Origin of the sequence: Hydrococcus rivularis NIES-593, assembly GCF_001904635.1 — a bacterium.
GTDB lineage: Bacteria > Cyanobacteriota > Cyanobacteriia > Cyanobacteriales > Microcystaceae > Hydrococcus > Hydrococcus rivularis.
In genome coordinates this window covers 1-12,476 of sequence record NZ_MRCB01000026.1, presented here as the reverse complement: position 1 = coordinate 12,476, position 12,476 = coordinate 1, and the positions used below count along the sequence as shown (strand labels likewise).

Below are 12,476 nucleotides of genomic sequence, written 5' to 3'. Positions count from 1 at the left end.
AGGTTTGAGCAATGCCCACCTTCTAGTTTTTTAAACAGGTTTATTCGCTAATCTGGAAATTAGCAAGTCATTCGAGGAATATGGACATCAAAGACGGTTTCGTCGGCACGGTTGGCAATACACCCCTGATTCGGTTAAACAGCTTCAGCGAAGAAACTGGCTGTGAAATCTTAGGAAAAGCAGAATTTCTCAATCCAGGTGGCTCGGTGAAGGATAGAGCTGCTTTGTACATTATCAAGGATGCGGAAGAAAAAGGGAAGCTAAAACCGGGAGGGACAGTTGTAGAAGGAACGGCTGGCAATACGGGGATTGGATTAGCTCATATTTGCAACGCCAAGGGCTATAAATGCCTCATTATTATTCCCGATACCCAGTCGCAAGAGAAAATCGACCTGTTGAGAACCCTGGGGGCAGAGGTTCGCACCGTACCAGCCGTTCCCTACCGAGATCCTAATAATTATGTCAAACTGTCGGGACGCTTGGCGCAGGAGATGGAAAATGCGATCTGGGCAAATCAATTCGACAATCTAGCCAATCGACGAGCGCACTACGAAACGACCGGACCGGAAATTTGGGCGCAAACCGATGGCAAAATCGATGCCTGGGTGGCTGCGACGGGAACTGGCGGCACTTATGCGGGGGTTTCTCTGTTTTTAAAGGAGAAAAACCCCGATATTAAATGCATCGTAGCCGATCCGATGGGCAGCGGTCTTTACAGTTACGTCAAGACTGGAGAAATTCATGTTGAAGGGAGTTCGATTACAGAAGGCATTGGCAATAGTCGCATCACTGCTAATATGGAAGGCGCTCCCATTGACGATGCAATTCAAATAGACGATAAAGAAGCGGTACGGGTAATTTACCAACTTCTGTACGAAGATGGTTTATTTATGGGCGGTTCCGTAGGGATTAACGTGGGAGCAGCGGTAGCCTTAGCCAAACAGATGGGATCCGGACATACGATCGTTACCGTTCTGTGCGATGGTGGGGCGCGGTATCAGTCTCGCTTGTTTAACCAAGAGTGGCTAGCGGCTAAGGGACTTTGGCCGGAACATTGGCAAGTTAAATAATAGCGATCGCGCTTGATATCCAATCGGTTTAATTAGTCATAGTATGTATAGACCTCTTGGGCGTTGCTGAATTTAGGCAATACTTGCTCCAGCAACGAATCGAATGGACAAAATAGTTGTTGAAACAGTTTCGGCAGCTTACAGGCATGATGCCAAAAGCTACAGGGCAAATTAAACAACCATGCTTTTATAGCCTACACAGGTATAACATATAGACTGATAGACTGAATGCCGCCCGGTCGGAACGATACCGAATCACAACTCTATCTATGCCAGCACCTCTCCCCCAATACTCCCTAGTTATTCCCATTTATAACGAACAAGAAAACATCTCCGAATTATACCGTCGAGTGAGTGCTGTCATGGATCGGTTAGATAGTCCAACCGAGTTAATCTTGATTAATGACGGCAGCCGGGACAAGTCGCTAGAAATGATGAGAGACTTGCATCAGCGGGATAAACGGGTGTGTTATCTGAGCTTGGCGAGAAACTTCGGACATCAAGTGGCAGTGACCGCTGGTCTTAATTTTGCTAGAGGTCGGGTTGTTATCGTTCTCGATGCCGACCTACAAGATCCGCCAGAGTTGATTCCAGATATGATTGAAATGTGGCGGCAGGGGTATCAAGTCGTTTACGCTCAACGGATAAAACGCCATCAAGAGAGTTGGTTCAAGCGCTTTACCGCCTATACTTTTTATCGCCTGCTGAAATCTCTCGCCGATGTTAATATTCCAACCGATACGGGAGATTTTTGTCTAATGGATCGGCGGGTAGTAGATTTGCTCAATCGGATGCCGGAACGCAATCGCTATATTCGGGGACTCCGGTCTTGGGTTGGTTTTCGACAAACGGCGGTAAAGTTTGAGCGCGATCCTCGATTTGCTGGAGAGGTCAAATACACCTTTCGCAAATCCCTGTCATTAGCCATTAACAGTTTAGTTTCCTTTTCCAGAATTCCTTTGCGCTTGGCGAGTTATTTAGGGTTAATCTCGGCTGTTTTTTCGATTTTGATGGCATGTTTGATTCTCTATTGGCGCTTGCTCGAACCGAATTCTCCCGTAACTGGATTTGCTACGATCGCGATCGCCGTCTTTTTTATCGGTTCGGTTCAGCTTATTTGTATCGGTATTTTAGGCGAATATATCGGACGGATCTATGAAGAGGTCAAAGGCAGACCGCTCTATACTTTAGCGGAAGTCGAGGGATTTGACGAGCCGTTCGAGAAAACAAGCAGGTCGAATTCTTAAAACTCCTGCAATAATTTTTCTACTTTTGCTATGCCTTCACTATTGCCCTGACTCTGGTAAATTTGTTTGGCACTATTGAGGGCTTCTTTAGCCTCTGCGTTTCGCCCTCTGGCTTTTAAGGCTACTCCGAGATTGTAATAGGCATCGGCATTTTGCGGATCGAGTTCGATCGCATCCTTGTATGTCACTACCGCACCTAAATAATCCTGTTGTGCCAGCATAACGCGACCGATTGCCATCCGCGCTTCTATCGATTTGGGTTCTAGCGAGGAAACTCGTTGATAGGCTCTTAGAGCACCATTGAGATCTTGCTGTTTTTCTAGAATGCTGCCAATTCTCATTTGTACCGCCATATTGCTAGGATCTAGCCGTTCTGCTTCCTGCAAAAGATTTAAGCTGGCTTGTGTATCTCCCTTAGCTAAGGTTGCAGTTGCTAGTTGCACTCGCAACTCGCTGCTATTAGAAAATCGCCGTAACGAGCTTTCCAGAAATTGAATGGCTTCGTCAGTTTTATTCTGCCGTACTAATGCAGCGCCCATGATTTCATGAGCTTGCTGATTGTTCGGATCGAGGGCGATTACTCGTTGATAGGCTTCGGTTGCTCGCGCGTAATCTCCCTGACGTAAAAATACTACGCCCAAGCCGATATAGTTTTTCACATCTTTGGGAGAGAGTTTTGCTGCATAGTAGTAGGCAACTGCCGCATTCGCATAATCACCAGCATTGGCAAGGCTATAGCCCAAAGCATAGTAGAACTCCGGGTTATTCGGATCGAGGGATAGGGCTTGTTGATAGGCTTTGGCTGCGGCGGTATAATTTCCCTGACGAGCCTGCAAATAGCCAATTCCAGAAAAAATTTTGGGGTTTTGTCCGTCGAGATAGGCGGCTCGTTCGTAAATCGCGATCGCGTTAGCGTAATCTCCTGCATCGACATATTCGCGTCCCAAACGCAGTAGCTCGGAAAGCTGTTCTTTTTGTTGCTGGCTCGATGGTAAAGGACGTTCGACTTGTGCCGCTAAGGGAGCGATCGCGGTTAATCCACTCGCTAAACAAGCAATTGCCAGGGGCAGCATCATTTGAGAGAGAAATTGCCCGAATGCCGTTTTGGTCTGGTTGCGATCGCTTTGAACGTTGCCCATCATAACGCTTTCATCCCATTTTGAATTTTGGATTGCAAAGACGGTTCTCATTAGGGTTTAAACCATCTATTTATCGCAATCATTTTTTAAATTGGCATCGATATCTGACTGCTAATGACTATTGAGCGAGGTTATTTGTTGCTTCTCGCGCAACCAGTTCGACGCTATCTGTTGCCAACTGTTGTAGGGTTGCACGCGCTTGGTCTCCTCCCAAGCGACCCAATGCTTGTGCCAAACGATGCCGTACTTGCCAATCTTCATCCGTGGCAAACGGAGTTAAAAGTGCGACGGCACGAGAATCCCCTAATTCTCCTAAAGAACTGATTGCGGCTGTTACTAGCAGATTGTTGCCGCTTTCTAATGCTTCTTTGAGCAAGTCGAATCCGCGCGGATCGCCCAACTCCCCCAACGCTGCGATAATACTGAATTGAAGCAACCAATCAGGAGTTTGGTGATAACTCCTGTCCAAGTCTTCATAAGCTATCGTTAGTTTCAATCCTCCAATTGCATCGGCAGCAGCAGCTTTGACATCGATTTCCGGGTCGTTATACAAGCGATCGCGCAACAACTCCAAAGAAGTTTCTAAATCGTGTTTGCCCAAGGTATCTAACTGGCTTACTGCTGCGTAGCGAATGCGGGCGTTGTTGTCGTTTACCAAAGGTTTGATCATCTCAAATGCTACTTCGGAATCTAGCTGACGCAATTGATTGATTCCTCTGATGCGATCGCCATAATCCTCTGAATTGAGTAATTTTTGAACGGATTCAGGAGTAATACTCATAAAACAAAATCTTAAAGCCTTTGTTCGATCGATCGGTTGAAAAAAGTGGTTTTTCAAAATAGCTTTCTAAGAATTTACCACTATTGTGCCCGCTATTAAAAAACCTGCCGCGATTCCAGATGTGCCTCGACTTCCTTGCGAGTTCGCCAGACAGGGCGCAATTCGCCGCCAGCGTATAAAGAGAGCTGGTCGCCCACGTGGGAAGAATTCGGTTGCGTGGCATTGCCATAGACAGTCAACGCTTTAGCTTTAATCGGATTGCCAAACTCGATCGCGGCAATATAGCTATCGCCTGCCACGACAGAAAAGCGTTCGTCTTTAGTCGTCGCGATGTCGAGAACTCGGAAACTGCCTAACTCTCCGGGCGCGCCGCTAGCGGGTAAATCTTGCTTGCCGTATCGTAGCCTTACTACCTCGCCCCAGGATACATCCAGCGAACCGTAGAGGAGTTGGACTTGGGCGGCAACTCCTTCGAGGATCGCCAAGGCGTTATTCACGTCAGCCAATCCCGTCGGGGTGCTTAAAGCCTCGTTTTCGTTCCAGGGCTTAGAAAACAACTGGGAAGGGTTCGCCGTAAGTGCCCACAAAGTAAAGAGAACTGCCCCTTTACTATCGGCATTAGTTTGCCGATCCCAGGTTTCCAGCACCTTTGCCGCTTCCTGTCCGAGCGGATTTGAAAGCAACCGCGCGGCGGGAATTAGATATTCTAAGATGCGATCGGCGAGTTCCAGGCGAGAAGAGAATTTGCGAGCGAGCATTTCCTCAAAGCTGAGCTTATCGGCTTCCTCGATCAGTTGAATGGAGCGCTGGGAACGCAAAAGATTACTCGCTTCTGCTAGAGACGAAGGGGCGAGATAGGATGGATAATTCTTCGGATCGAGTAGAGTAGGAAAAGTACTCGTCCAGGGCGGATCGTTGGTATTCTGCAACCAGCCGTTAGGTGGGTTGAGAAGACGGGGTAAGTCTTTGTAGTCGTGATATTTTGACCATAATGTCTTGGACGTGTCGCCTGGGATAATTCCCTGCCAGTAGTTCCAATCTCCAGTGGCACGGACGGGAACTTCGCCGTTGAAGAGATAGAGGATTTGTCCTTGGCGATCGGCATAGAGAATATTGAATAACGGTAGCTGTAATTGCTCTAATGCTCCCTCAAACTGTTTGAGGTTAGTTGCCTTTGCCATCTGCAGGAGCTGCTCAAGACCGTTGGGGCGATCGAGTCCCGCAACTCGCAGGGCAAAGGCTTTGTCTCCTTGTCTGGCAACGATGACTCCCTGAATCGATCGCTCGATTTTGAGTTGCTCTTCTAGAAACTTGCCATTCTTTTGCTTAATTGTGATAGTTTGGGTTTCGCTTTCAAAAGGACGTACTTTGCCATCGAAAAGATAGCCGCCATCTTTTAACGTGAGTTGATAGATATCCGCCCCATCGATGGGGTTAACCGTCACCGTCCAGCCGAGATTGTCGTTAAAAGCGATCGCCAGAACGGGCATTCCTACCAAGGTCGCGCCATAGGCATTCATTCCTGGCGCAGATAATTGGGCTTCGTACCACAGATAAAAATCTGACCAAGGAAGGTGGGGATTTGCCAACAGCATTGCCTTGCCGCTAGCGGAACGTTCCGGCGCGATCGCCCAAGCATTAGACCCTCCCCGCATGGGAACGGTTTTGAGCGAAGCGACTTGCTGCGGATTGGCGAGAAAATGGAAATGAATCACCCGTTGGAGGTGGGCAAGGATATCGACTCCACTGACGGGCAAGACGACTTTTACGGTCTCGTCAATTTCTTGGGGATGTTTTTGAGCATAATCGTTGATTCCAGCGGCAAAAGCGTCCAAATAGCGCCGTATTTCTGTATTTTGTCCTTCGTACCATTGCTGCGCTCTAGCTGGGATTCCCATCGTTTTGACATAGCGATCCGAAGAGAGGTACGACGCTCCCCAGTATTCGGCTGCTCGTCCCCGCGCTTGTCCGTACAATCGTAGAATCGAATTCCCGTGACTTTGGGTTTGCGCCCAACCAAACGCTTTAAAAAGACTTTCAAAATCTCTTCCATAAATGTGAGGCACTCCCCAACTATCCCAGAGAATTTCGGTTTGACTGATGCCGCGAACGGGTGCTTTGACGATGATACAGACAGCTAACGTCAAGCTGATGAGTAAAAGAAAAGCCAATCGCTTTAAAAGCATTCGATTCGGTCTTGATTAATTGCTCAACCAATAATGATAGACCCGATCGATCGCATTAGACTTTGAACAAAATCAAATCAAAAATTATTTTCTCTATCTCGATCGAGAACTCTTGAGATGCCGCAGGCAAAGAAGAGAGCTAAAAAAAAGAAAGATAAATAAAAAAGAGGGTATAATGGCTGTTTTATGCTCCGTACATACTTGTTTTTGACGTCTATAGCAACTCAGGAGCAAAATGGTTGCGATTATTGATATTGAGGGAGCTATTGCTTATTATCATGCCCCATGCCCTATCTTAAAGAATGTGACCCAGCAGCAGTAAATCTCATGAATAAGGTCGCAGAAGAATTAGAACGGTTTTGGCACTCTCGCTTGTTAAAAGACCAACCCGAACAACCCCAACGAGAGCGAGACAGTATTATTAACTGGTTACTGGGAGAAGATCGGGCACGAGTTGAAGACTTTGCGCCAGAGCGATTGGCGATCGCGCGGCAAGGGATGGACTATCGCTATCGAATTTTGTGCCAACGCTATCTAAACGTTCACCCGACAAAAGCCTATCGCAACCTCATCAATCGTTTGGGTTCGATCGTCATGCTGCGCAATAAAATTCGCACCTGGGTTGCCCTCAGTCGCGATCGCCAACGGGCGGTTAATGACGTTCTCCAAGAAGTGATTCAAGAGATGCTCAATAGCGATCGCTACATTCAAGGACAAATTGCCTGGATTGCTCGATGTACGAAGAACGAAAGGTTACGCAACAGTTTACTCCTGACTAGCATTGAAGAATATTGCCTGCGCCCCGTTCGCAACCAGCCTTTGTTAGTCTATCGCTTTGTCAATTATCTGCGCCGCACCCAAAGGGGAGGAATGACCCAAGTCCCTCAAAAAGAGATGGTGCGCTTGATTTCTGAAGAAATTAATTCTGATGAATCGGATGCTTCCGTCAGCTTGCTAGATGCGAGAGCGATCGCCGAGTACCAAGAAACCCAAACCTGGGAAGAAAAGCAAGTTTTGCGCCACAGAGTCCAACAAGAATTTGAAGCCCATTTAGCCGAAAAAGTCGGTCAGGAGGCGGTGCAGTGGCTGAGGCTCTATCTTCAGGGACGTTCCCAAGAAGCGATCGCCCAGAGTTTAAATCTGCCTATCAAGCAAGTTTATCGCTTGCGCGAAAAAATCGGCTATCATGCCATTCGCGTCTTTGCCATGAAGGGAAATCCCGAATTGGTTGCTAATTGGCTCGAAATCTCTCCTAGAGAGCATAATCTGGGACTAACGCCCAAACAGTGGGAAATGTTTTGGCAGCAATTAACTCCTATCCAGCGCCAGATCGTCGAACAGATGAAAGTAGGACAAGGTCTGGACGCGATCGCCCAAGAATTAGGCTGGAAAAAAAGTCAATTGTTCGGCGAATGGAGCAAGCTTTATCTGATGGCTCAAGAGTTACGCGGCGATTCTTCTTAAGATTTTTCTCAAAGAGGATAGCTATTGTACAAAAGTCAAGACAAGTAGGGCGCTAGAGCGATCGCTAATATACAATCGATAGCATAACAATATTTTGTATTCCTCCCTATCTGTCAGATGATGGAAGAGTCCAGCCATCAGCCCTTTCTCAAACAGGTCTCTCAAATCGTTCCAGGTACTAGACCGATTTTCTATCAACTCTCTGGCAGTCAATCCATCGTTATCGGCAGAGAATCAGATTGTCAGGTGATCCTGGATTCTACCCACTATCAAGGAGTTTCTCGACGGCACGCCAAGATTAGCCCGGTAGGATTGAGTAATAGCTGGCAGATTTGTGACTTAGGAAGTTCTAACGGCACTTACATAAACGGTCAACGCCTCTATCAGTGTCAGACTCTCAAAGCCGGCGATCTCATCAAACTCGGTCACCAAGGACCGGAATTTCTCTTCGAGTCTCAAACCCATTCGGCAAAGACGACTACTGGCATACCGATTCGAGGGCGATTCGGCACCGAGCTTAGTTTAACTCAACTGATCCCGATCGTTTCCACTCAAAGCGATCTGCGCTGGCGAGAGCTGATGATTCCGGGTGCGGTCACAGTTTTTTTTGTCGTTCTGATGTTCAATTATGTCGGAACGAATCCTGCTGCATTTATGTGGTTGTTGGGAGTGTTTTTGGCTAGTGCCTGTTACTATGTCATCGATCGGCTTTGCGGTCGTCACAAAGCTTGGTGGGCGATCGTCGCTACGGCGATCGCCACGATGATTTTTAATCTAACCCTGTTTAATTTATTTGCCCACGTCTTCCGCTATATTCTGCCGGGAAATATCGAAGAGTTATCTGCGCTGCGCCAACAAGGTGCAGCCATCAATCCGATTGATTGGTTCGTCAGAATGTTTTTTGGGGCGGGATTGCTAGAGGAATTCACCAAATCTTTGCCCGTGTTTGCCTTTTATCTCATCGGTCGTCAGTTGCGCTCTCCGCTGCGAGAGCGGGTTGGCGTGTGGGAACCGCTCGATGGGATTTTATTAGGAGCTGCCTCTGGCATTGGTTTTACTCTCGATGAAACCCTCGGACAATACGTACAAATGGCAATACAACGGGGAGGGGAATTAGCCGGACTGCAACTGCTCATTCCGCGAATCTTGGGAGCGATCGCGGTTCACGTCGCCTATAGCGGCTATTTCGGCTATTTTATCGGCTTGAGCGCCCTTAAGCCAAGCAAGCGCTGGCAACTTCTCGCCATCGGCTATCTGAGTTCATCCTTTCTCCACACGCTCTGGAACTCAGCCGATATCCTCAGTCAAAATGCCCTCATGGATAGCGTTCTACAATGTGCGGCAGGGGTCCTCGCCTATGCTTTTCTCATCTCAGCTATCCTCAAAGCCCGCCAAATTTCTGCCACTCGCGCCCAGGATTTACCCACTCGTTTGGGTTCGTCTAATTAAGCGGACAGAAGATCGAAATACTGCGCTTGACTTTAGTTTGGATAGTCGCCTTCGTTATATCATTTTTCATTCATTAATGACACAGATAGTCGATCGCCCTCACCCCCAACCCCTCTCCCAATTGGGGAGAGGGGAGAAGAATGTCGATCGCGAAAACCTGAAAATTGGTATGACAACTGACAAATGACAAAGGACAAATTGGTCAATCTTCCCACAATCGCAGTCGCACTGCAACTAGATCTGGATCTTCTGTGGGATGACGCTCAAAGCCCAGGCTTTTAGCCAGAGCAAGCATGGCAACATTATCAGCCAAGATTTCTCCTACCAGCTCTTTTATGCCCTTGTCGCGGCAGTAACGAATCATTTTTTCGAGTAGAGCGCGTCCCATTCCCTGACGCTTCAGATCGGATCGCACGATAATGGCAAACTCGGCGGATTGGTTATCGGGATCGGCGATCGCGCGTACTACGCCCAGCGTTTCTGGATGGTTTTGGTCGTCGGCATTTGTAGCAATAAACGCCATCTCGCGATCGTAGTCAATTTGGGTAAAACGAGCCATCTCCGAATGAGGAAATGGCTTCACCATTCTGAAGAAGCGGAAGCGGATATCTTCGGGGCTAAAGTGCTCAAAGAGTTCGTAATGGGCTGGTTCGTCTTCGGGACGGATTGGGCGAATCAACAGCTTGCGACCCGACCGGAGAGCGACGTATTCTTCTAACTCGCGCGGGTAAGGACGGATGGCGAGACGAGCCGAACCCGGCAGTGTTGCAGATTCGATGGCAATGCGGGCATCTAGGGCGATAACTCCTCGCTCGTCCGCTAGGAGCGGATTGATATCTAGCTCGACAATTTCAGGAAGATCGACGATGAGCTGAGAGATCTCAATCAGCGTCAGGCGAATAGCATCGAGATTGGCTGTTGCGCGATCGCGATTTTCTCGCAGCAACCGCGCGATGCGAGTCCGGGAGAGCAACTCGTCGGCTAAGGTCGCGTTCAAGGGCGGCAATCCTACCGCGCGATCGTTGAGTGCCTCTGCCGCTTTACCCCCTTGACCGAACAAGATGACCGGACCAAAGATAATATCTGTGCTAACGCCGACAGTCAGCTCGTAAGCATTGGGACGGCGAATCATCGATTGCACGGCAAAGCCAGCGATGCTAGCTCCCGGACGCAGTTCTGCCACGCGCGATCGCATGGTTTCGGCAGCTAGCCGTAGTACTTCGGGATTGTCTAAATTCAATGCCACGCCCCCTACCTCAGATTTATGGGCAATCTCAGGCGAGATAATTTTGAGCGCTACCGGATAGCCGATTGCCTCCGCCATGCGCAGCGCCTCTTCGACAGTCGCTGCTACCCGCGTCTCGACAATCGGAATCCCATAGGCTGCCAGTACGGCTTTTGATTCGGGTTCGCTCAGCATTCTGCGCCCCTCAGCCAAGGCTTGCCGAACGATGCGCCGTGCAGTTGCCGTTATGGGGGTAAACTCAGTTGGAATCGATGGCGGCGTTTCCATAAGCATTTCTTGATTGTGGCGATGGCGAACCAGATGCAAGAAAGCTCGCACCCCTTCATCGGGGGTGTCATAGGTCGGAATGCCTGCTACGATGCAATGAACGCGAGCTATCATAGCGGATTCCGCGCCCATCCAAACGGTGAGTACCTGAGATTTTTTCGAGCGAATCGCTTCTACTATCGCTTTTGCTGTTTCTTCGCTGGGGGCGATCGCAGTCGGCACGTGGTGCATCGCCAAAATCGCATCGATTTCGGGAGCTTGCATGAGAATGTCGAGCGCCTTAGCGTAGCGATCGCTATCCACCTCTGCACTTAGATCGACTGGATGGCCGGGAGACCACGCGACAGGTAGCTCTGCCTTGAGTTTCTCGACAGTCTCCTCAGACAGCTCGGCTAGTTGCCCGCCTCCTAAGATTAAAGAATCCGTCGCCATGACTCCCGGTCCTCTACCATTACTTAAGATTGCCAAGCGATCTCCCCTAAAAGATCGCAGACGGGCTAGTGTTTCTACCGCTTCAAACAGTTCTTTAATATCAAATACTCGCAGCATTCCAGCTCGGCGAATAGCTGCATCGTAAACGGCATCAACGTCTGCCATCGTTCCCGCATGGGGAGTGGCGGCTCGCGCTGGTTCTGCCAACCGTCCTGCCTTGAGTACCAGCACGGGCTTATTGCGGGCTGCACCTCTGGCTGCCGACATGAAGCGCCGTGCCGAGCGGATAGCTTCGACATACAAAAGGATTGCTCGCGTGCCAGGGTCGCTGCCCAGGTAATCCAGTACATCTGCGCAGTTAACGTCTACACTATCTCCCAGAGAGATAAAGTGAGAAAAGCCAATCCGCCGAAATTTTGCCCAGTCCAGCACAGCTGTGCAAATTGCTCTCGACTGAGACACAAAGGCAATTTCTCCAGCTAGCGCGTTTAGGTGAGCCATGCTAGCATTGAGACCGATCTTGGGCACGAGAAGACCGAGGCTGTGAAAACCGAGTAAGCGCAAATTATAGGGTCGTGCCGCAGCGAGTATTGCCTGCTTGAGAGAATCCCCTGCTGAGTCGGCTTGTCTGTCGCTTCCATCTGTAATGACTACTGCTGCCTTGGTTCCGCGATCGCCCAGTTCTGATATGATTTCGGGGACTGTTGCTGAGGGCGTGCAGATGAGTGCCAACTCTGGAGTCAGGGGAAGGCTGGCAATGTTGGGATAGCAAAGTACTCCTGCTACGGCGTTGTATTCTGGATTGACTGGCAAGATTGGACCGCAGAAGCCTCCGCTTAAAAGGTTTTGCATCACCAGCGCCCCAAGACTGCGAGGGCGAGGCGAGGCTCCGATTACAGCCACCGACTCCGGCTCGAAAAGATACTCTAGGTTTTTCAGGCTCACTGCTTTAGCCTCTACCAACGAGAACCGATTGTCATCGTGAATTACCCACACTATAGCGTCAGCTTAGTGTGGGCTTCTGAGTTCACAGGGAAATGCCTCAAAACAGACTTACGTCCACCCTTCGGTCTTACTTCCTCTCCCTCATCAGCAGTTCTGATTCCCAAGACCGATAGCTGTCTGATGCCTTCTGTCCTTATGATTAAAGTCAGTGAAGAGGTCGCCCCCTCCACTGCTCTCCAAAACCGTGCTT

9 protein-coding genes are annotated in these 12,476 nt (G+C 49.1%); 5 read left to right on the top strand and 4 right to left on the bottom strand.

Going from position 1 to position 12,476, the window contains the following annotated elements; translation table 11 throughout:
* Positions 1-80: 80 nt before the first annotated feature.
* Together NIES593_RS17500 and NIES593_RS17495 are read left to right on the top strand one after the other, a co-directional pair.
* Positions 81-1,070, top strand: a complete 990-nt coding sequence (locus tag NIES593_RS17500) for a cysteine synthase A (RefSeq protein WP_073600801.1) — start codon at positions 81-83, stop codon at positions 1,068-1,070.
* A 269-nt stretch (positions 1,071-1,339) separates the two neighbouring features.
* Positions 1,340-2,317, top strand: coding sequence for a glycosyltransferase family 2 protein (locus NIES593_RS17495; protein ID WP_073600800.1), 978 nt, complete (start codon positions 1,340-1,342; stop codon positions 2,315-2,317).
* Here NIES593_RS17495 and NIES593_RS17490 read toward each other — a convergent pair.
* The 3 genes from NIES593_RS17490 to NIES593_RS17480 all read right to left on the bottom strand — a co-directional run bounded on the left by NIES593_RS17490 (position 2,314) and on the right by NIES593_RS17480 (position 6,423).
* Positions 2,314-3,393: a tetratricopeptide repeat protein gene (locus NIES593_RS17490; protein ID WP_425432545.1), complete on the bottom strand. Its 1,080-nt coding sequence runs from the start codon at positions 3,391-3,393 to the stop codon at positions 2,314-2,316. The two genes, NIES593_RS17495 and NIES593_RS17490, sit on opposite strands and share 4 nt — an antisense overlap.
* Positions 3,394-3,574: 181 nt before the next feature.
* A complete protein-coding gene (nblB, locus tag NIES593_RS17485; protein ID WP_073600799.1) occupies positions 3,575-4,237 on the bottom strand; it encodes a phycobilisome degradation protein NblB in 663 nt (220 codons plus the stop codon).
* 95 nt (positions 4,238-4,332) lie between these two features.
* Positions 4,333-6,423: an acylase gene (locus tag NIES593_RS17480; protein ID WP_073600798.1), complete on the bottom strand. Its 2,091-nt coding sequence runs from the start codon at positions 6,421-6,423 to the stop codon at positions 4,333-4,335.
* Between the two features lie 327 nt (positions 6,424-6,750).
* On the opposite strand from NIES593_RS17480, the gene NIES593_RS17475 reads away from it, so the two are divergent.
* Together NIES593_RS17475 and NIES593_RS17470 are read left to right on the top strand one after the other, a co-directional pair.
* Positions 6,751-7,887, top strand: a complete 1,137-nt coding sequence (locus tag NIES593_RS17475) for a HetZ-related protein 2 (RefSeq protein WP_073600840.1) — start codon at positions 6,751-6,753, stop codon at positions 7,885-7,887.
* A gap of 117 nt (positions 7,888-8,004) precedes the next feature.
* Positions 8,005-9,336, top strand: coding sequence for a PrsW family glutamic-type intramembrane protease (locus tag NIES593_RS17470; RefSeq protein ID WP_073600797.1), 1,332 nt, complete (start codon positions 8,005-8,007; stop codon positions 9,334-9,336).
* A 202-nt stretch (positions 9,337-9,538) separates the two neighbouring features.
* On the opposite strand, the gene NIES593_RS17465 is transcribed toward NIES593_RS17470, so the two are convergent.
* Positions 9,539-12,226 carry a bifunctional acetate--CoA ligase family protein/GNAT family N-acetyltransferase gene (locus tag NIES593_RS17465; protein ID WP_073600839.1) on the bottom strand — a complete coding sequence of 896 codons (2,688 nt, stop codon included), beginning with the start codon at positions 12,224-12,226 and terminating at the stop codon, positions 9,539-9,541.
* A gap of 36 nt (positions 12,227-12,262) precedes the next feature.
* Between NIES593_RS17465 and NIES593_RS24660 the strand changes: the two genes are divergently transcribed.
* Positions 12,263-12,476 (top strand): calponin homology domain-containing protein (locus NIES593_RS24660; protein WP_217651950.1); only part of this gene is annotated, 214 nt, incomplete at its 3' end.